The sequence below is a fragment of the Mesorhizobium sp. WSM4306 genome, from assembly GCF_007003975.1.
Lineage (GTDB): Bacteria > Pseudomonadota > Alphaproteobacteria > Rhizobiales > Rhizobiaceae > Mesorhizobium.
Window position 1 is genome coordinate 35,045 of the sequence record NZ_VFTC01000028.1, and the last position, 17,754, is coordinate 52,798.

The 17,754-nt window shown below is 62.1% G+C and carries 22 protein-coding genes; 11 read left to right on the forward strand and 11 right to left on the reverse strand.

Annotation, left to right across the window (positions count from 1 at the left end; all coding sequences use genetic code 11):
• Positions 1-45 precede the first annotated feature (45 nt).
• Positions 46-516, reverse strand: a complete 471-nt coding sequence (locus tag FJV77_RS26045; protein ID WP_142869455.1) for an RDD family protein — start codon at positions 514-516, stop codon at positions 46-48.
• A gap of 107 nt (positions 517-623) precedes the next feature.
• A complete protein-coding gene (locus FJV77_RS26050) occupies positions 624-1,316 on the reverse strand; it encodes an isoprenylcysteine carboxylmethyltransferase family protein (RefSeq protein ID WP_142869456.1) in 693 nt (230 codons plus the stop codon).
• A gap of 200 nt (positions 1,317-1,516) precedes the next feature.
• Between FJV77_RS26050 and sthA the strand changes: the two genes are divergently transcribed.
• The 3 genes from sthA to FJV77_RS26065 all read left to right on the forward strand — a co-directional run bounded on the left by sthA (position 1,517) and on the right by FJV77_RS26065 (position 4,656).
• Positions 1,517-2,905, forward strand: a complete 1,389-nt coding sequence (gene sthA, locus FJV77_RS26055; RefSeq protein ID WP_142869457.1) for a Si-specific NAD(P)(+) transhydrogenase — start codon at positions 1,517-1,519, stop codon at positions 2,903-2,905.
• A gap of 101 nt (positions 2,906-3,006) precedes the next feature.
• The gene (locus FJV77_RS26060; RefSeq protein ID WP_142869458.1) at positions 3,007-3,648 is read left to right on the forward strand and encodes a DUF47 domain-containing protein; all 642 of its coding nucleotides are present in this window, start codon (positions 3,007-3,009) and stop codon (positions 3,646-3,648) included.
• A 3-nt stretch (positions 3,649-3,651) separates the two neighbouring features.
• Positions 3,652-4,656, forward strand: coding sequence for an inorganic phosphate transporter (locus FJV77_RS26065; RefSeq protein WP_142869459.1), 1,005 nt, complete (start codon positions 3,652-3,654; stop codon positions 4,654-4,656).
• Between the two features lie 120 nt (positions 4,657-4,776).
• Here the strand turns inward: FJV77_RS26065 and FJV77_RS26070 are convergent, their stop codons facing one another.
• Positions 4,777-4,962 (reverse strand): hypothetical protein, encoded by a 186-nt coding sequence (locus FJV77_RS26070; protein ID WP_142869460.1) that lies wholly within the window; start codon positions 4,960-4,962, stop codon positions 4,777-4,779.
• A 190-nt stretch (positions 4,963-5,152) separates the two neighbouring features.
• The gene (locus FJV77_RS26075) at positions 5,153-5,809 is read right to left on the reverse strand and encodes an alpha/beta hydrolase (RefSeq protein WP_246691389.1); all 657 of its coding nucleotides are present in this window, start codon (positions 5,807-5,809) and stop codon (positions 5,153-5,155) included.
• Between the two features lie 217 nt (positions 5,810-6,026).
• Between FJV77_RS26075 and FJV77_RS26080 the strand changes: the two genes are divergently transcribed.
• Entirely contained in the window at positions 6,027-7,214 is a 1,188-nt protein-coding gene (locus FJV77_RS26080) for an OpgC family protein (protein ID WP_142869462.1), read from the forward strand.
• A gap of 15 nt (positions 7,215-7,229) precedes the next feature.
• On the opposite strand, the gene FJV77_RS26085 is transcribed toward FJV77_RS26080, so the two are convergent.
• A complete protein-coding gene (locus FJV77_RS26085; RefSeq protein ID WP_142869463.1) occupies positions 7,230-8,309 on the reverse strand; it encodes a LacI family DNA-binding transcriptional regulator in 1,080 nt (359 codons plus the stop codon).
• Positions 8,310-8,455: 146 nt separating this feature from the next.
• On the opposite strand from FJV77_RS26085, the gene FJV77_RS32515 reads away from it, so the two are divergent.
• The gene (locus FJV77_RS32515) at positions 8,456-8,599 is read left to right on the forward strand and encodes a hypothetical protein (protein WP_185970434.1); all 144 of its coding nucleotides are present in this window, start codon (positions 8,456-8,458) and stop codon (positions 8,597-8,599) included.
• A gap of 64 nt (positions 8,600-8,663) precedes the next feature.
• A complete protein-coding gene (locus tag FJV77_RS32520; protein WP_185970435.1) occupies positions 8,664-8,807 on the forward strand; it encodes a hypothetical protein in 144 nt (47 codons plus the stop codon).
• 42 nt (positions 8,808-8,849) lie between these two features.
• Here FJV77_RS32520 and FJV77_RS26090 read toward each other — a convergent pair whose 3' ends face one another.
• Positions 8,850-9,224, reverse strand: coding sequence for a DUF423 domain-containing protein (locus tag FJV77_RS26090; RefSeq protein WP_142869464.1), 375 nt, complete (start codon positions 9,222-9,224; stop codon positions 8,850-8,852).
• Between the two features lie 40 nt (positions 9,225-9,264).
• A complete protein-coding gene (locus FJV77_RS26095; protein ID WP_142869465.1) occupies positions 9,265-10,521 on the reverse strand; it encodes a multidrug efflux MFS transporter in 1,257 nt (418 codons plus the stop codon).
• A 151-nt stretch (positions 10,522-10,672) separates the two neighbouring features.
• On the opposite strand from FJV77_RS26095, the gene FJV77_RS26100 reads away from it, so the two are divergent.
• Complete coding sequence (locus FJV77_RS26100) at positions 10,673-11,338, forward strand: GntR family transcriptional regulator (protein ID WP_142869466.1); 666 nt, start codon at positions 10,673-10,675, stop codon at positions 11,336-11,338.
• A gap of 109 nt (positions 11,339-11,447) precedes the next feature.
• Complete coding sequence (locus FJV77_RS26105) at positions 11,448-11,681, forward strand: DUF982 domain-containing protein (protein WP_246691390.1); 234 nt, start codon at positions 11,448-11,450, stop codon at positions 11,679-11,681.
• A 64-nt stretch (positions 11,682-11,745) separates the two neighbouring features.
• On the opposite strand, the gene FJV77_RS26110 is transcribed toward FJV77_RS26105, so the two are convergent.
• A complete protein-coding gene (locus FJV77_RS26110) occupies positions 11,746-11,904 on the reverse strand; it encodes a hypothetical protein (RefSeq protein WP_142869467.1) in 159 nt (52 codons plus the stop codon).
• Positions 11,905-12,082: 178 nt separating this feature from the next.
• Here FJV77_RS26110 and FJV77_RS26115 point away from each other — a divergent pair, with 178 nt between their 5' ends.
• Positions 12,083-13,054: a glycosyl transferase family 90 gene (locus tag FJV77_RS26115; protein ID WP_142869468.1), complete on the forward strand. Its 972-nt coding sequence runs from the start codon at positions 12,083-12,085 to the stop codon at positions 13,052-13,054.
• Between the two features lie 9 nt (positions 13,055-13,063).
• Here the strand turns inward: FJV77_RS26115 and FJV77_RS26120 are convergent, their stop codons facing one another.
• Positions 13,064-14,107, reverse strand: a complete 1,044-nt coding sequence (locus FJV77_RS26120) for an aldo/keto reductase (RefSeq protein WP_142869469.1) — start codon at positions 14,105-14,107, stop codon at positions 13,064-13,066.
• Positions 14,108-14,354: 247 nt separating this feature from the next.
• On the opposite strand from FJV77_RS26120, the gene ppk2 reads away from it, so the two are divergent.
• On the forward strand, positions 14,355-15,275 hold the full coding sequence (gene ppk2, locus FJV77_RS26125) for a polyphosphate kinase 2 (protein WP_142869470.1): 921 nt from the start codon (positions 14,355-14,357) through the stop codon (positions 15,273-15,275).
• A gap of 185 nt (positions 15,276-15,460) precedes the next feature.
• On the opposite strand, the gene FJV77_RS26130 is transcribed toward ppk2, so the two are convergent.
• The gene (locus tag FJV77_RS26130) at positions 15,461-16,105 is read right to left on the reverse strand and encodes a dihydrofolate reductase family protein (protein WP_142869471.1); all 645 of its coding nucleotides are present in this window, start codon (positions 16,103-16,105) and stop codon (positions 15,461-15,463) included.
• Positions 16,106-16,530: 425 nt separating this feature from the next.
• Positions 16,531-17,226 carry a helix-turn-helix domain-containing protein gene (locus FJV77_RS26135; protein ID WP_142869472.1) on the reverse strand — a complete coding sequence of 232 codons (696 nt, stop codon included), beginning with the start codon at positions 17,224-17,226 and terminating at the stop codon, positions 16,531-16,533.
• Between the two features lie 176 nt (positions 17,227-17,402).
• Here FJV77_RS26135 and FJV77_RS26140 point away from each other — a divergent pair, with 176 nt between their 5' ends.
• Entirely contained in the window at positions 17,403-17,729 is a 327-nt protein-coding gene (locus tag FJV77_RS26140; protein ID WP_023693250.1) for a DUF1330 domain-containing protein, read from the forward strand.
• The last annotated feature ends 25 nt before the right edge of the window (positions 17,730-17,754 follow it).

The window sequence follows — 17,754 nt, forward strand, 5'->3', positions numbered from 1 at the left end:
TCACATTTGTGCGCCGATGGTGGTCGGGAGGAGCTGAAAGCCGGTTCAACGGTCGCTGCGGCTGACAACCGTGCCAAGCAGCAGGTCGTGCAGCGTGCGCTTGCGATCGGAAAACAGCGTCACCAGGAGGATGAGCGGCGTCAGGATGACAGTGCTGGCCCAAAACAGCACCGAATGGACAACAGCGGTGAGCCCGTCGATGCGGCTGCCGTCGAGACGATCGAGCCGAATGCCCATCATCCTCATGCCTGAAGTGGCCTGGTTGCGACCGCCCAGCGTGTTCCAGATGTAGAGAATGGCGACCGCCGGCACGAGGATGGAATAAAGCGCCCAGCCAAGACCGAAGGTCAAAAGGCCAAGCACGGCCACCAGGATCGCGAACGGAATGGTGAGCAGCGCCACGATGCAATAGTCGATGATGAAGGCGAAGATGCGCCGCGTGCGCACACCGTCATAAGCCCTGACGTCGTCGAGCCTGCTGGTGATGATTTCGCCGTCAAGTACGCCCGCGTTCATGTCACGTCCTCGTCACGGCATCCAATGGGGATACCCGTCGCCCTTTCAAATGGTGAGGGCGACGGCGAATTCAAGAAACGGACACTGCGGCGTTCGGCTGGCCGTTCCTAGAAGATGCCGGGCACAAGGCGATAGCGGACCCTGTCCATATACTCGCGATATTCCTGCGTCCTTGCCAGGATAGCTTCCTCCCGCAGGATGCGATGGATCTGGAAAACCGTGATGATGGCATAGACGGTGAAGTTATAGATCGAGAAGCTCGACAGCAGGAACAGGATGTGTCCTACCAAATAGCCGGCATAGATTGGATGCCGCACGAACCGGTAGGCGCCGCCGGTCACGACGCCGCGATTGGCGGGCAGGATGGCGAAGGAGCGGCCAAGCGACACCTTGCCCCAGATGACAACCCAAAGCCCGATGAACTGGATCGGCGCCGCGATATAGAGCGGGATGATTGGAGCGCCGACCTCCATCGAGACGAAGCCTGCCCCGAAACCGGCTGCCAGAGCGATGAAGACGGTCAAGGGGTTCCAGTCGCGCACCAAGGGTCGCCGCGCCGTCAGCAACCAGATGAAAGTCAACGAGTCGGAGATCATGAGCAGCAACAGGTTGAGACGAGCTGGATTGACGACCAGATGCTGGATGCCCCGATAGACAAAGAGCGCGGCGACAGCCAGCGCTATGAAACGGAACAGTCCCTCGCGCAGATCGACGAGGACCTCGCGGCTGCGCAGGCTGGACCAGAAACCCGCCTGCACCCCAGACAGCGGCTCACTTTTGGAAATAGCCAAATCAGTCACCCGGTGATCCCCTCGAGGGTGACCATTGCACGCAAGCGTTGCCGTCCCGTTAAGCTCTCTCGAGCAGTTCTCCCATTACGCCGAAAGATTCATCACAGTTGCGCCGAACCGCACGAGTTTGCGGTCTGGGCAGTTGAACATGACACTCTTCCCAGTTTAGCTTGCTGCGGCGCAACAAGACGCCGAGGGGACGGGGAAATATGGATTACGACATGCTGGTCATCGGCAGCGGCCCGTCCGGCCGCCGCGCTGCGGTGCAATCGGCCAAGCTCGGCAAATCGGTGCTGGTGGTCGACAGGGGCCGGCGCCTCGGTGGCGTCTCGGTGCACACCGGCACCATCCCGTCGAAGACGCTGCGCGAGACGGTGCTCAACCTCTCCGGCTGGCGTGAGCGCGGCTTTTACGGCCGCGGCTACCGGGTCAAGCAGGACATTTCGATCGGCGATCTTGTCGATCGCCTACACAAGACGCTCGACCACGAGGTCGAGGTGCTGCAGCACCAGTTCATGCGCAATGCGGTCAAGAGTGCACGCGCCACGGCGAAATTCCTCGGCCCCAACAAGATCAGCCTGACCGCCGACAATGGCGACTACTCGGAGGTCGGCTTCGCCAATGCGCTGATCGCGGTCGGCACCAGGCCGCACCGGCCGCGCGACGTGCCCTTCGACAAGGTCCGCGTCTTCGACAGCGACGAGATGCTGGAACTCGACCGTTTGCCGCGCACACTGACGGTGATCGGCGCCGGCGTCATCGGCGTCGAATATGCCACCATCTTTTCGGCCCTCGACGTGCCGGTGACGCTGGTCGAGCCGCGCAACACCATTCTCGATTTCGTCGACCGCGAGATCGTCGACGACTTCATCCACCAGATGCGCGACCGCGGCATGACCATTCGCCTCGGCAGTACGGTCAAGGAAATCGTCTCTAAGCCGGACTATGCCGAAGTGACGCTGGCCGACGGCCGCACCATCCGCTCCGAGGTCGTGCTTTACGCCGCCGGCCGCAGCGGCAATCTCGGCAGCCTTGGCCTCGACGTGGTCGGCATCGATGCCGACTCCAGGGGCCGCATCAAGGTCGATCCGCAGACGTTCCAGACCGCCGTGCCCAACATTTATGCCACCGGCGACGTCATCGGCTTTCCGAGCCTTGCCTCGACTTCAATGGAGCAGGGCAGGGTGGCCGCCTGCCACGCCTTCGGCGTGCAGCTGCCGCCGCCGCCGGAAACCTTCCCCTATGGCATCTACGCCGTGCCGGAAATCTCCACTGTCGGCCAGTCGGAGGAACAGGTGCGCGAGAGCGGCGCCGCCTATGAGGTCGGCGTGGCGCGTTTTCGCGAAACCTCGCGCGGCCACATCATGGGCGTCAACACCGGCTTCCTGAAGCTGCTGTTTTCGGTCGAAACACGCCGGCTGCTCGGTGCCCACATCGTCGGCGAGGGCGCCACCGAACTGATCCATATCGGCCAGGCGGTGATCAATCTCGGCGGCACCGTCGACTTCTTCGTCAACAACACCTTCAACTACCCAACGCTGGCCGAAGCCTACAAGATCGCCGGGCTCGATGCCTGGAACCGGATGGGGCGGGGGTAGGCGCGTCCGCATCCACATCTTTCAGCCGGCTTACTGTTTTCAGTGGCTCGCTGCAGCGTTATGTGAGTTGATGGGGTGGACGGGCGCGACAGGAGATCGAGATGCTGGGCTGGTTCCGCAAGCTGCTGCCGCGCGAAGATCGCTTCTTCGATCTGTTTGAACGGCATTCCCGTACCGTAGTTGGTGGCGCCGAGGCGCTGGAGCAGCTTCTCCAAGGCAAGGATATCGAGCGCTGGTGCCAGAAAATCATCGATCTCGAGGACGAGGCCGATCACATCACCGCCGAAGTCCTGCTGGCGGTGCGGCGCTCCTTCATCACGCCCTTCGATCGCGGCGACATCAAGGATCTTATTCAGTCGATGGATGATGCCATCGACATGATGCACAAGACCGTCAAGACGGTGAAGCTGTTCGAAAAGAAGGAATTCGACCCGCTGATGCAGGAAATGGGTGGCGTCATCGTTGCCGCTTCCAGGCTGGTTGCCGAGGCGATCCCGCTGCTTAGCAAAGTCGGCACGCACACCGTGCGCCTCAACGCCATCGCAGAAGAAGTCATGCGCGTCGAAAGCCGCGCCGACGATTTGCATGAGCAAGGATTGAAGGACCTATTCCAGCGGCATGGCCGTAGCGATCCGATGGCCTACCTGATCGGCAGCGAGATTTATGGCCAGCTGGAGAAAGTGGTCGACCGCTTCGAGGACGTCGCCAACGAGATCAGCGGCATCGTCATCGAGAACGTTTAGGCAATGGAAGCCACCATCGCCTTTCCCGTGCTGGCCGGCCTTGTAGCCGTCGCGCTGTTTTTCGATTTTCTCAATGGCCTGCATGATGCCGCCAACTCCATTGCTACCATCGTCTCCACCCGCGTGCTGAGGCCTCAATATGCGGTGCTATGGGCGGCTTTCTTCAATTTCATCGCCTTCATGTTCTTCGGCCTCCATGTCGCCGAGACCGTGGGAAAAGGCATAGTCGACGTCACCATTGTCACGCCGGCGGTGATCTTTTCGGCACTAGTCGGCGCTATTGTCTGGAACATCGTCACCTGGATTGCCGGCATCCCATCGAGCAGTTCGCATGCGCTGATCGGTGGGTTGGTCGGCGCGGGTATTGCGAAGGCCGGCGTTGGCGCCATCGTCTGGACGGGGCTTGGCAAGACGGTCGCCGCAATCGTCGTGTCGCCGGCGACCGGGTTTGTTCTGGCGCTGGTCCTGATCCTGGCCGTTTCCTGGCTGGTCGTGCGCCAGACACCATTCGCCGTCGATGGCAGCTTCCGCATCATGCAGTTCTTTTCGGCCTCGCTCTATTCGCTCGGGCACGGCGGCAACGACGCCCAGAAAACCATGGGCATCATCGCCGTACTGCTCTACTCACAAGGCATCCTAGGCGCCAATTTCTACGTGCCACTATGGGTCGTCCTCACCTGTCAGTCGGCGCTGGCGCTGGGGACGTTGCTCGGTGGCTGGCGCATCGTTCACACAATGGGCTCGAAAATCACCCGGCTGAATCCGATGCAGGGCTTCTGCGCCGAAACCGGCGGCGCCATCACTCTGTTCGCGGCCACCTGGCTCGGCGTTCCCGTATCGACCACCCACACGATCACCGGGGCCATCATCGGCGTCGGCGCTGCCCGCCGCGTCTCAGCCGTGCGCTGGGGCATTGCCGGCAACATCGTCATCGCGTGGATTGTCACCTTGCCGGCCACGGGGGCAATTTCGGCACTCACCTATTTTGTCACGCGCCTCGGCGGCTGACGCGGAGCGGGCGCCAAAATCTGAGTATGGGCGATGAAGCGTCCATACAGATCTGACGCAAAAGCCTAGCCCTGAAGTTCGTTTGATCTTCTCGCCAAAAACCGTGTCGCCCCAGCCACCTTATCGGGTTTTTGCCGGATTTCTGCTGGGCAGCAGTTCCACGACGCCGGCCTCTTTGAGGGTTTTGAGCGCTTCCTCTTTGGTGAGGCCAAACTTGCGGGCAAAGTAGGCGGCTTCGATCGCCATTTCGCGATCTGCCTGGGGTTCGATTTTCTGCTTTGCCTTCTTGCCCACGACAAGAATCATAGCACATTCCACTAGATAGATCCAAAGAGGCTCGTCCACCGGGCTTTGTACACGGGCTGCGGCCAGTGGGCTCCCGGCTTACTTAGCCTAGATCGCGGCGCGGTCGCGAACGTCGATAGCTCTCTCAATCCGGGCCACTTTCGGAGGGATGGCCACATTGCCGGCACGACCCGGTAGTAGTGATGATTTGCTATGCAGCAATCGGCGCAGCAAGCCATTGCCTGGCGATCGCGGCGTCAGGGTCGCCGATGTCATGACCTGAGGCGACGATCCGGGCATCGACGTCGGCGCCGCGTTTGGTGAACAGCGTCACCAGTGCTGGCGCAAACGGCCCGTAGGTCGCGTCGCCGGCGCCGGCAATAATCAGAACCCGCGTCCCCCCGAGGTCGGTTGACGGCGTATCGTCAAGCACGGGCATCGCTCTCAGCAACGCTGCTTGTCGTACGAGGCCGGGGTGGAGCAGCATCAGGCTGGAAACCAGATTGGCGCCGTTGGAATAGCCGAGGAATGTCGCCCGGGCGAGATCAAGCCGGTGCCGCCTTGCGGCCTCGCTTGCAAACGCCGCGAAGGCGGATGTCTCGGCGCGGATGCTTGCCTGCTCGAAGCGGGTCGGGGTGATCCGCTCGAACCAGCGGAAGCCGTCCTCCTGCGGGATGCGGCCCCGCACCGCGACCAGCGTGGCATTGGGGGCGATCTGCGTCGCAATCGGCAGCATCGTCGTTTCGTCGACGCCCGATCCGTGCAGCAAAAACAGGCACTCGCCGCTTGCATTTACCGGCTCGAGGAACCGGTAACGGAAGGCCAGATCCTGGTGCAGAACGTCATGCTTTTCGGTATATTCAGGCACGCTCATATCTCTTTGATTTCGTGATTGTTTTGTTCGTTTGCCGGCTTCAAAACGGAATATTTTCACGCTCCGCGAAATGTGATTGAACCAGGCCCATTTCAGACCGTTTCTGCGCCGATATGCTTCCCGCGGGAGGAATCGAAGCGGTGTGCGCCGATGGTCGCATCCCGGCATGAACAACACGAGCACCTTGCTCTCGCTTTGAGGCCTTTTGTCGATGACTATGCAACTCCCGCCGGATCGCGCCGAACGCGACACCCGCATTGACGTGTTCCGCGCGCTCGCTCTCTTGACCATCTATATCGACCATGTGCCGGGCACCGTCTTTGAAACGCTGACCTACAAGAATCTCGGATTCTCGGACGCGGCGGAAGCCTTCGTGCTGATCTCCGGCATGTCCGTGGCGCTCGCCTACGGCAGCAAGTTCCAGACCGGTGGTCGGCTATGGGCGACGTTGAAGATGTGGCGCCGCGCCGGCGTCCTCTACACCGCCCACATCGTCACCACCATGGTGGTGATGGCGATGTTCTGCGCGGCGGCGGTCTTCGCCCACCGGCCCGAGCTGCTGAAACTGATAAACATCGAACCGCTGATGAAGAACACGCCCGAAGTGATGGTCGGCATCGTCACGCTCGGCCACCAGCTTGGCTACAACAACATCCTGCCGGTCTATGCGGCGCTGCTGTTGATGGCGCCGGTCTTCCTGCTCTTCATCAGCTACAGGCCGCTGCCGGCACTGGTCTTTTCCGGCGCGCTGTGGCTTGTCGCCGGCATCTGGCAGATCGCGCCGCCGAACTATCCCGAGCCGGGCTTCTGGTTCCTCAACCCACTGTCCTGGCAGTTCCTGTTCAACATTGGTCTCGCCGGCATGCTGCATGTCCGGCGCGGCGGTACGATTCCCGTCAATCGCTGGCTGGTGGGCGCAGCGGCGACCTATGTCGCGGCAGCGCTGGTCTGGGTTCACAGCCCGCTCTGGGGCCAGATCACCTGGTTCGATCTGCCTGTGGTGATCGGCGGCTTCGACAAGACCTTCCTGTCGCTGCCGCGGTTGCTGCACATTCTGGCAGTGAGCTATCTGGTTGTGGCCCTGCCGGCATTCTCGAACCTGTTCCGCCTCAGTCGCGACCATCCGCTCGCTCTGCTCGGCAAGCGGTCGCTGCCGGTGTTCCTTGCCGGCACAGTGATCGCCATGGTGGCGCAGGTAATGAGGGTGATCAATCCGGGCGGCCTTGCCTATGACGCCTTGCTGATATCGGCCGGCATCGCCATGCAGTTCGCGCTCGCCTTCTATCTCGAATGGCTGTCGACCATCGGCTGGTCGGGCAAGAAGCCGGTTCGCACCGAAGCTCCGGCCGCTCGCCAGCCTTTCGGCATGGCGCCCGTGGTGGCAAGGCTGAGTAGGTAATCCAGTCGGCCTGATCTAGCCAGGCGAGGGGCCGGATGAAGCTCGCACCACAAGATCGACTGGCAGCAATAGCCGTTGGTGCGAGCCGTCGTTCTCCAGGATCGCCTTGACGGCGAGCCGGCCCATCTCGGCAATCGGCTGGGCGACGGTGGTCAGCGGCGGCTTGGAAACGGCACCCTCCGGCACGCCATCGAAGCCGACGATAGACACGTCGCCCGGCACGGCGATGTCGCGCTCGCGCAGCCAGTCGAGCGCATGCAGCGCCATCCTGTCCGACATGGCCAGGATTGCCGTCGGCCGCTGCGGCAGCGCGAAAATATGCTCGAGACCGGCCCGTACGGTCTCTTCGTCATTCAGGGTTTCGTAGATAGGCACCAGCGACACATCGATTCCGAAGCGGGAGAGCTCGGCGAAGTAGCCGCGCAGACGGTCGCGCGTGCCGGAATAGAGGGACGACGTCTCGACCTGCTCTTGCGTGACCGGACCAAAGCCGGCGTCGGCAGATTCCAGGGCCAGAATGGCGAAGCGGCGATGGCCGAGCTCTGCCAGATGGCGCGCGGCAAGGCTGCCGCCGGCGATGTTGTCGATGCCGATTGCCGCGACCGCCTCATTCTCCGAATCGAGGTCGAGCGCCACGAAAGGCAGTTTGCGTTCGCGCGCCAGTTCGACCAACCGCGAACCGCCTTCGATGCAAAACACGATAAAACCGTCGACCAGTGCGCTCTGGATGTTCCAGGCGAGCTGTTCGTTGTTGGCGGCGGATACCAGCGAAATCCCCGCACCGGTGGCATCGCAGGCCTGTGAGATGCTCGCCATCATGACGCGGGCAAAAGGATCGTCGAAGAAATACGACAAGGGTTCCGCCGTGGCGACGCCGATAGCGTTGACCTTGCCGGCGCGCAGCAGCCGGCCCTTGGGGTCGGGGCCGGCATAGCCCATTGCCTCAGCTGCCGCCTTGACGCGTTCGCGCACCTCTTCACGCACGATCTCGGGTCGAGCGAACACGTTGGACGCCGTGCCGTGCGAGACGCCGGCTGCCTTGGCAATGTCGGCCAGCCGCACTGGTCTCGTCTTCCCGGAAGTCAATGCCGTCATCTTCGTCTCCTCAACCGGCTCTATCTAACACTTTCGTTGGATCGGTTCAAATTTTCCCTTGATCGGAGGGCGGGGAAGGTCTATGTTTGAATCGATCCAAAGAAGTTTACCGGCTATCTGTTGGATCGGTTCAAGAGGAGGGTGCCATGCATCCCATGAATTATCTGTTCGAAGACATCTACGGCAATGACTGGGGCATCGCCTCGGATGCCGCCAACCGCAAGCGCCGTGGCCGGACTGGCCCGTGGAAGCGCGACCTGCATTTCCTTGTGGAGCGCAAGCGGAGCTGATCGGCAAGGCATTTTCGTGCCGGCTAATTGGATCGATTCAAATTCTCTAAGAGGAGACCGAACCATGCACCCCGTGAAGCATCTGTTCGAAGACATCTATCGCAACTACTGGGGCATCTCGCCGGCTGCGGAGCGCCCGGAACGGCAGCGGCTGACCAAGCCTGCCAAGCGCAAGCGCGACCTGCTGCCGGAACGCCGGCAGGATTGAGCCCCGTGTGAGAAATTCTGATGGGGCAGGGTTATTGCCCCGTCAGGGGCGCTGGCGCACCAGCGCCGAGGCCGCGATCGCGAGCCAGCCGGCGATCAGCAAGCTGCCACCGATCGGCGCCGACATCGGGAAAAGCCGCGATCCCACGAAAGCGCGCGCCAGCAGATCGCCACAGAACAGCACCAGCCCGATGAGGAGCACCAGGCTGCCGATCCGCAGGATCCGGTTTGCGCGGGCGAGGCCAACGGCCAGAAACACCGGCGCATGCATGATCAGGAAGGATGCGGCGGTGCCGACAAAGGCGCCGCCCAGATGCGCCGATGCCGCCGACAGCGCCACGCCGGCTGCGCCGCACAGGCCGCCGGCGAAGACCAGGATGCGGGCGCTGCCTTCTGCCGGATGGTCGGCGATGCTCATGTCTCAGGCTCCTGTGATTGGCGATAGGCGGCGCAACCTGTCAGGATTTGCCTGATACCGCCAGCATGTCACGCGTGCGGCGTGACTGGATCAGCCAGTTGTATGCAGCGCCGCCGGCCATTAGCACGGACGTACCGAGAAACACCGCGCGCATGCCGAAATGACCGCCGACGAAGCCGCCGAGCAGCGGGCCTGCGACCTGGCCGACATATTGCGCCGAGATCGCCAGGCCCAGCACATTGCCGCCGACGCCATCGGGAACATTGTGGCGGATGACGCTGGTAATGCAGGGCAACAGCCCGCCCAGCACCAGGCCCATCAGGAACCGCAGGCCGACAAGCTGCCAGCTGTCGGTGACGAAGGCTTGTGGGATGAGCAGCAGCGCCGAGACGGCTAGCGATGCGACGATGACGTTCCAGTGGCCGATGCGGTCGGCGAGCTTGCCCAGCCGTGACGCCGACAGGATTGCGCCGAGTGCGGCCGCCGACATGACGACACCCGAGATCAGCGTCACCCGACTGGCATCCGCGACCAGTTGCTGGACATAGACAGTGATGATCGGCTCGATCGACATGTTGGCGAAGGTGAACAGCATGCCGGTCGCCAACATGGCGACGACAGGCCGCTTGTCGGGGATCTGCGCCCAGCCACCCTTAGGCTTCTCCTTCGGTTTTGCCTGCATTGGCGGACGAGGCATCTCCTTGATCAGGAACGTCGTCGCCAATGCCGCCAGGAAAATGACGCCGCCGGCGATCAGGAAGGTGGAGCGGATGCCGATCAGCGGCGGCAGCGCGCCGCCGAGCAGCGGACCGACCAGGGAGCCTGCGGTGATGCCGGCCGACAGCACGCCAAGCGCCCAGCCGGAGCGTTCCTTCGGCGTCTGCATGGCGACCAAAATGGTCGAGCCCGAGGAATAGCCGCCGGCAAAACCGATCAACAGGCGCAGCAGCACCAACTGCCAGACGGTCTGCACCATGCCGGTCAGCGACATGCAGATCGCCATGCCGAAACTGGCGCGCACCAGCATCACCTTGCGGCCGTAACGGTCGCCTAGCCGTCCCCAGAGCGGCGCGACGAGGGCCGCGGCAAAGAAGGTTGCGCCGAAAGCGATGCCCGACCATTGCACGATCGCTGCGTGGCCCACGGCGCCCAGCTGCTCGACATAGAGCGGCAGGAACGGCAAGAGCAGCGTCATCGCCACAAGCGTGCTGAACGATCCGGCAAAACACACGAACAGGTTGCGCCGCCAGTGCACATTGTAGGTCGAGGGCGCTTGCACTGCACTGTCCTGCGGCATGTCATGTCCTGTCCGCTTGCTGCGGATACCATTTTGGGATACCAAGTTGGTATCCGTCTTGAACGCAAGCTTTGCCGCTGTCAATGCGGCGCTCTCAAACGTGATCGGCCAGACCTCAATACGAGGCCGATCGCCGGCAACGGAACCAAAGATGTCGCAGATGCAAACCGTCGAAAAAGCGCTTCGCGAGATGATCCTCGGCCTCGAGGTCGGGCCTGGCGAAAGGCTGACGGAACGCTGGATCGAGAGCCGCTTCGGGGCCTCTCGCACGCCGGTCAGGGCAGCGCTACTGCGGCTTGAGACGGAGGGCCTGATCTGCCGCGACGGGCGCGGCTGGACGGTATCGCCGATCAACCTTGCCGAACTGGAACAGATCGCGGTCTATCGCGAGGCGGTCGAGGTTGCGGCCGTCAGGCTGACTTCGGCGCTGGCCGAGAGGAACGCCGTCGATGTCATCGAGGCGATGCTGGACTCCTGCGACACCACTACGCCGCGCGAGGAATGGCACCGCGTCGGCATGGATTTCCACATCGAACTGGCGCGGCTCTCCGGCAACGAGTTCCTGTTCCGGGCGGTGCGCGATGCCATGACGCGGCTGTCGCGGGCGCGCTGGTTGGAGGTGCGTGACGAGGCAGCACTCGGCCGCGCCTGGAGCGAGCATCACGCCATCCTGGCGGCGGTGCGGGCGGGTGACGCCGATGCGGCGGCAGAACGGCTTTCCGCCCATATTGTCGGCAGCCGCGACCGCCTGGTGACGTCGCTGCACAATGACCGGCGCGGTCTGCGCGCCAGGGGATTTGCCGTCGTCGCCGCTTGATATCGGTCACGAAGGTGACAGAACGCCGGCGCCATCCGCTTTCGGCCTCGCTTCATGAGCGCCGATGGCGTAAGGAGCAGCCATGGAAAACAACCGATTTGAAACACCCGTGACCGTCAAGGCAGCCGCGGGGGGAGAAAACCAGCTCCTGCGCACGGCCCGCGAGGCCTCCGATTACCTGCTCAACAGCTGGCCCGGCAAGCGCAGCCCCAAGCATCGCGAAGCGCTGCAGGCCTGTCATGATGCGCTGGCCGGCGACAAGCCGGCGATGATCGCAAGGCGCGCCTTCATCGCCGCGGCGCGCGAAGTGAACGTTTTCGTCAGCGACAAAGCGACGGCCTGACCCCAGCAGCATCGCCGGAATCCGGCCCGCTTCGCGGCCGGACATCGCGCAATCCTGTCTTGCCTTATTTCGCCGTTTCGGTCTTGGTTTCGGACCCGGCCTTGTTCTCAGGCTCGGAGCGCTCCTTGGCCGCAACCTTGGCGGCCAGCTTCTCCGCCTTCTTGGCGGCCTTCTGCCGGTCGCGCTCCTTGCGTTCCTGACCGTAGTTCGGTGGTCGCGCCATATCGTTTCCTTTCGCTGTACCTGATCCTGCCTAGAAGCATTGGCCGGCAAACACAACAGCGCGGGGAGGGCATATGCCAGCGGTTCGGGACTTGCGTGATGGCTAACACAATGGTTTAGAAAAGGCTGCGGGACAGTTACTGGAGCCGCCGCCGACCGATTTCGAATCAAAACGACCGATGGCCACGCTTCAAAGAAACGCACAGAAGCTCGTCTATTATGCGCGCAACGCCATGCGCGACATCGCGCCGCCGGTCCTTTTCCGGCGCCAGCTCGGCCGTCTGCTCGCTCAGGCCAGGCTTTCCGATGCATCGGTCCGTGAGCGGCTCAATTATTACAACACGCTGCGGGAGCCCTTTACACCAAGCCCCGAGGCCGTGCCGGTCAGTCGGCTGCCGACGGACCGCAGCATGTACTATTATGATCTGAAGGAATTCACCCGCTATTTCGATCCGGGTCTGCGCATCGACCTGGAATTCGGCGACGTCATCGAGGTGCCGAAGATGCCGTCGATCGTCAAGGACCGGCCGCTCGTCGGCGACAACGGCAACGGCGTCCTGTTCAAGCTGAACAAGTTCCGTCATTTCCACATGCCGGTCGACGATGTCGCCTTCGCCGACAAGCATCCGCTCGTCGTCTGGCGCGGCGAGCTCAACAATCCGATCCGCACCTTGCTGCTGGAGGCCGCCCGCGATCTGCCGATCTGCGATGTCGGCACGCCAAGGGCAACGGCGCCGGCGGAATACCGAAAACCCTATCTCACCATCGATCAGCAGCGGCGCTACCGCTACATCATTTCCCTCGAAGGCAACGATGTCGCGACCAATCTGAAATGGATCATGAGCTCGAATTCATTGTGCCTCATGCCGCCGCCGACCTACGAGACCTGGTTCGCCGAGGGGCAGCTCGAGCCCGATGTCCACTATGTGCCGCTGGCGGCCGATTTCAGCGATCTGGCCGAGCGGGTGCACCACCTCGAGAAGCACCCGGCCGAAGCCCAGCGCATCGTCGCGGCGGCCAACGCCTATTGCCGCAAATTTGCCGACGAGCGGGCCGAGCAGGCGATCAGCCTGCTCGTGCTCTACAAATATTTCGTGCTCAGCGGCCAGATCGAGCCTGATCCGGAAGTCTGGCGGTTTATCTCGGGCTAGCTGTTTGCCTCAGATAGCGCTGCGGTCGAGAACCAGATCGGCCGGGCCGAACCGGTCCTTCGCCGTTAACTGCTGGTGCCAGTAGGGGTAGAGCACCGGCGGCCGGCTGACGGCATCGAGACGGTCGCGTTGCTCAGCGGTGAGGGCGAGCGCTGCGGCGGCAAGATTGTCCTTCAACTGGGTCTCGTTGCGAGCGCCGATCACCAGCGAGCTGACAGCCGGCCGGCCGAGCAGCCAGGCAAGCGCGACCTGCGCCGCCGAGACGCCGCGTTCCGCACCGATGTCGACGAGAACATCGACGATCCGCCACAGCCGGTCTTCATCGCGGATCGGCGGTTCCGACCAGCCGGCGAGCTGGCGCGCGGTCGGGCTGTCGCGCCTGTATTTGCCCGATAAGAGGCCGCCGGCGAGCGGGCTCCACACCAGCACGCCAAGGCCCTGGTCAACCGAGATCGGCAAGAGTTCATATTCAGCCTCGCGCGCTTCCAGCGTGTAGTGGATCTGCTGGGTGATGAAGCGCGGCTGGCGCTGGCTGTCGCTGATGCCGAGCGCCTTCATCACCTGCCAGCCGGAATAGTTGGAGCAGCCGATATAGCGGATCTTGCCCTGGGCAACCAGCGTGTCGAGCGCGGCAAGGGTTTCCTCGAGCGGCGTCGCACCGTCCCATTCGTGCAGGAAATAGATGTCGATGACATCGGTCCTGAGGCGCTTCAGGCTCTTCTCGCATTCGCGGATCAGATGATGGCGCGACAGGCCTTCGTCATTGGGACCTTTGCCGATCCGCATGCGCGCCTTTGAGGCGATCAGCACATCGTTCTTGCGCTTGCCGCCGAGCGCCTCGCCGATGATCTCTTCCGACAGGCCATTCGAATAGACATTGGCGGTGTCGATGAGATTGATGCCGGCATCGATGCAGGTGTCGATGATGCGTGATGCCTCAGCGACATCGGAATTGCCGACGGCGGCGAAAGGTCCGCTGCCGCCGAAGGTCATGGTGCCCAGCGTCAGCGTCGAAACTTTCAAGCCGGAACGGCCAAGCGTGCGATATTCCATGTCAGATCCTCGCAATTTTGGTGGGGTGGGGCGGTTTTGGTCGAGAAGGGCGGGGGCAGCCCGAATGGGTCAGCCATTTGTAGGACAATTTAAGCGGTTTGTCGCCATGCCCCGGCAATGGATCGACCAAACCCCGCCGATTTGCGGCGATGATCGACCGGCCGGCGGCTTGCAATAAAACCGTCATTGCCGGCCTATATCAAGTCGGCTCAGGGTTTCATGTCAGCCGGCAAGCGGAGCAGTAGATATGACTGAGTTAAAGCACAACACTCCGGCCAGGGATTGGCTTGAGGCCGAACTCGCCGACACGCTCGACGAAGACTATGAGCTGGAAATGTCGGAGCCGGCGCTGTCGCTGGAGATCGCCAAGATCTACAAGAACGCCCATCCGCCATCGATCGACCGCATGCAGTATTTTCGCGACCTGATCAGCCTGCAGTCGGAACTGATCAAGCTGCAGTCCTGGGTCGCCTACCACAAGAAGAAGCTGGTGGTGATTTTCGAGGGCCGCGACTCCGCCGGCAAGGGCGGCGTCATCAAGCGTATTACGCAGCGCCTCAACCCGCGCATCGCTCGTGTCGTGGCGCTGCCGGCGCCGACCGAGCGTGAGAAATCGCAATGGTATTTCCAGCGTTACGTGCCGCATCTGCCGGCCGGCGGCGAGATCGTGCTGTTCGACCGCTCCTGGTACAACCGCTCAGGCGTCGAGCGGGTGATGGGCTTTGCCGACCAGGATCAGGTCGAGCAATTCTTCCACGACGTGCCGGAGTTCGAGCGCATGCTGGTCCGTTCCGGCGTCACGCTGGTCAAATACTGGTTCTCGATCACCGACGAGGAACAGCAAATGCGCTTCATGATGCGCATCCACGATCCGATGAAGCAGTGGAAGCTGTCGCCGATGGATCTGCAGTCGCGCGTGCGCTGGGAGCAGTACACCAAGGCCAAGGAAGAGACGTTTGCCCGCACCAACATTCCCGAGGCACCGTGGTACATCGTCGAAGGCAACGACAAGAAGCGGGCGCGGCTGAACTGCATCGATCACCTGCTCAAGCAGATGCCCTATGAGGAGGTGCCGCACGAAGAGATCACGCTGCCCGAGCGGGTGTTCAATCCGGAATACGAACGACAGGTGTTGCCGCGGGAGCTTTACGTGCCGGAGAAGTATTGAGGCACCTTTTTCCTTCTCCCCTGTTCACGGGGAGAAGGTGCCCGAAGGGCGGATGAGGGGCGGCGCTAGCGTTGAATGTTGACGCTGGCCAGGCCCTGCCCATTCGGTAGGCTATTTCTGCGTCGTCAGCGCCGCCCCTCATTGCCCTGCCGGGCATTTCTCCCCGTAGAACGGGGAGAAAGAGCCTAATCCCGCTTGATCGTCACATGCGTGGCAAGCGCCGTTGCCACCTGCTCGGTGCATTGATAGCCGAGCTTGAGCATATCCAGGCCTGCAAACAGATTCTCACCCCTCCCGAGCAGCACCGGCGAGATCGCCAGGTGCAGCTCGTCGATGAGCCCGTCCTTGAGATACTGTCGGATGGTGGCCACACCACCGCCGACCCGCACATCCTTGCCGCCGGCCGCGGCCTTCGCCTGGTCGAGCGCCGAATGAATGCCGTCAGTAACGAAATAGAAGGTGGTGCCGCCTTCCATTTCGATCGGATCGCGCTTGTAGTGCGTCAGCACGAAGACCGGCACATGATAGGGTGGGTTGGTGCCCCACCAGCCCTTCCATCTATCGTCCGGCCATTCGCCGCGGATTGGCCCGAACATGTTGCGGCCGAGGATCCAGGCGCCGACATTGTCGAAGCTGCGGACGGTAAACCGGTCGTCCACATCGGTGGTGCCGCCATCCTTGCCGACCATCTCGTGGAAGGTGCGGGTGCCGGTCATCCATTTGTGTAGCTCCTCGCCCCCAACGCCCAGCGGGTTTTGCAGGGTCTGGTCAGGACCGGCGCCGAAACCGTCTAGCGACAGGGTGAATGCATTGACACGCAGCTTGGACATGAAAGCCTCCGAGGTAACCGGTTGTTATTTGCAAGTGGTTATCTTGTAGCAAACCGATTGCGAATTGCAAGTGGTTTTTTTAAAATCACAAAGATTTAGAATATTCTAATGCTTGACGGAAAAAGCCGCCGCGTTACCTTCGGGAGGCCCTGAGTCGGGAGCGCACGAGATGAAGGCATATCGCGTCGAGAGGATGGACGGAGAGGTCGTCCAGGAGAGTCAGGAGACCCAGGCCAGCACACCGTTTGGAGCAGCCGAAAAGGTGATCGGCCGGAAGGTCACCTTGCGAGGCGACGCCTGTAAATGGATCCGCGTGGTAGACCTGACAGACAAGGTCCCGACGCGGCGTCGCCCCAGCATTTACGAGTATAGAGCGCTGGCGGGATAGGTCAGCAAATTTGCAGCGCCTATGACGGCAACTGGCCTCAAGCCGCGGCACGCTTCGGCATCACCGCAAATGGGCTGAGGCCAAGCCAGACCTGCATTTTGCCGGCGACATCGAGATCGCCGGTCAGGCTGATCTTGTCGCGTTCCTTGTGAACCGTGGTTAGCCCCATCCAGATCGACGTCATGGTGCACAGGTCCGTCGAGACATAGAGATCGACGTCAAAGCCCGGATCGTACCAGCACAGATCGACATCGCCGTGCTTTTCGACGATCAACCACCACGAGCGTTTTGACGCCGGCAGGTCATGGTACAGGAATTGTATCACGGTGCGCCCGTCCGGCAGCGGACTGGGGTTCAGATTGCGACGCATGTCCCACATCAGCAGCGACGGATCGAGGTTTTTGAGCGACAGCCTGGCCTCCACCCATTTCTGGCCCCAGAAGCCCATCGCCTCGACCACCGGGCGCAAATCCCGGCCCGCCTCGGTCAGCCTGTATTCGAACACGCCCTTTTCGGATTCGATCTCGGTGCGCTCGACAATGCCGCCCCCTTCAAGGTCCTTCAGCCGTTGCGACAGAAGGGTTGGCGACATTTTCGGCACGCCGCGGCGCAAATCGTTGAAGCGGGTCGATCCCGCCACCAGTTCGCGCAGCAGCACCATGGTCCAGCGTGTGCACAAAAGCTCCGCTGCCATCGAGAGCGGGCAGAACTGCTTATATCCGGCTTGCGTCATGTGGCGATCTCCAAAAGATGTTGCCGGACCTTATTCAGAAAACCTGAGATCAGCCAGTACAGAAGCTGTACTGGTCCCCCTGGTACAGTTTGGTGACTGGAGGGGCCCGGCGCCGTCATGCGAGGCAGCGGTCACGTCGCCGGGCAGTCCGGCGCCGATCCATTAGGAGTAAGACAATGACCGCTTACGTGATCGCAGACATCAAGGTGAAGGACGACAAATGGGTGCCGGCCTATGCCGCTTCGGTGCACGACCTCGTGCACAAGCATGGCGGCAAGTACCTGGCCCGCAGCGGCAACGTGAAGACGCTCGAGGGCAAGCCGCTCGACACCAGCCTGATCGCCATCATGGCGTTTCCGTCGGCAAAGGCAGCCGAAGCCTTCACCAACGATCCGCAATACGCCCCGTTTGTGGCGGAGCGCCAGAAGGGCAGCGACAGCCGCTTCCAGCTGATCGACGATACCGATCTGGCTGGAACGATTCCCTATTTGCCCAAGGCGTGAGAAAAAGCCGGAACCCGGATTTTCC

What these genes read in the sequence shown, in the direction of transcription:
- FJV77_RS26045 (WP_142869455.1), bottom strand. Translation starts at nt 516, where the DNA reads ATGAACGCGGGCGTACTTGACGGCGAAATCATCACCAGCAGGCTCGAC.
- sthA (WP_142869457.1), top strand. Translation starts at nt 1,517, where the DNA reads ATGGATTACGACATGCTGGTCATCGGCAGCGGCCCGTCCGGCCGCCGC.
- FJV77_RS26060 (WP_142869458.1), top strand. Translation starts at nt 3,007, where the DNA reads ATGCTGGGCTGGTTCCGCAAGCTGCTGCCGCGCGAAGATCGCTTCTTC.
- FJV77_RS26065 (WP_142869459.1), top strand. Translation starts at nt 3,652, where the DNA reads ATGGAAGCCACCATCGCCTTTCCCGTGCTGGCCGGCCTTGTAGCCGTC.
- FJV77_RS26070 (WP_142869460.1), bottom strand. Translation starts at nt 4,962, where the DNA reads ATGATTCTTGTCGTGGGCAAGAAGGCAAAGCAGAAAATCGAACCCCAG.
- FJV77_RS26080 (WP_142869462.1), top strand. Translation starts at nt 6,027, where the DNA reads ATGACTATGCAACTCCCGCCGGATCGCGCCGAACGCGACACCCGCATT.
- FJV77_RS26085 (WP_142869463.1), bottom strand. Translation starts at nt 8,309, where the DNA reads ATGACGGCATTGACTTCCGGGAAGACGAGACCAGTGCGGCTGGCCGAC.
- FJV77_RS32515 (WP_185970434.1), top strand. Translation starts at nt 8,456, where the DNA reads ATGCATCCCATGAATTATCTGTTCGAAGACATCTACGGCAATGACTGG.
- FJV77_RS32520 (WP_185970435.1), top strand. Translation starts at nt 8,664, where the DNA reads ATGCACCCCGTGAAGCATCTGTTCGAAGACATCTATCGCAACTACTGG.
- FJV77_RS26090 (WP_142869464.1), bottom strand. Translation starts at nt 9,224, where the DNA reads ATGAGCATCGCCGACCATCCGGCAGAAGGCAGCGCCCGCATCCTGGTC.
- FJV77_RS26095 (WP_142869465.1), bottom strand. Translation starts at nt 10,521, where the DNA reads ATGCCGCAGGACAGTGCAGTGCAAGCGCCCTCGACCTACAATGTGCAC.
- FJV77_RS26100 (WP_142869466.1), top strand. Translation starts at nt 10,673, where the DNA reads ATGTCGCAGATGCAAACCGTCGAAAAAGCGCTTCGCGAGATGATCCTC.
- FJV77_RS26110 (WP_142869467.1), bottom strand. Translation starts at nt 11,904, where the DNA reads ATGGCGCGACCACCGAACTACGGTCAGGAACGCAAGGAGCGCGACCGG.
- FJV77_RS26115 (WP_142869468.1), top strand. Translation starts at nt 12,083, where the DNA reads ATGGCCACGCTTCAAAGAAACGCACAGAAGCTCGTCTATTATGCGCGC.
- FJV77_RS26120 (WP_142869469.1), bottom strand. Translation starts at nt 14,107, where the DNA reads ATGGAATATCGCACGCTTGGCCGTTCCGGCTTGAAAGTTTCGACGCTG.
- ppk2 (WP_142869470.1), top strand. Translation starts at nt 14,355, where the DNA reads ATGACTGAGTTAAAGCACAACACTCCGGCCAGGGATTGGCTTGAGGCC.
- FJV77_RS26130 (WP_142869471.1), bottom strand. Translation starts at nt 16,105, where the DNA reads ATGTCCAAGCTGCGTGTCAATGCATTCACCCTGTCGCTAGACGGTTTC.
- FJV77_RS26135 (WP_142869472.1), bottom strand. Translation starts at nt 17,226, where the DNA reads ATGACGCAAGCCGGATATAAGCAGTTCTGCCCGCTCTCGATGGCAGCG.
- FJV77_RS26140 (WP_023693250.1), top strand. Translation starts at nt 17,403, where the DNA reads ATGACCGCTTACGTGATCGCAGACATCAAGGTGAAGGACGACAAATGG.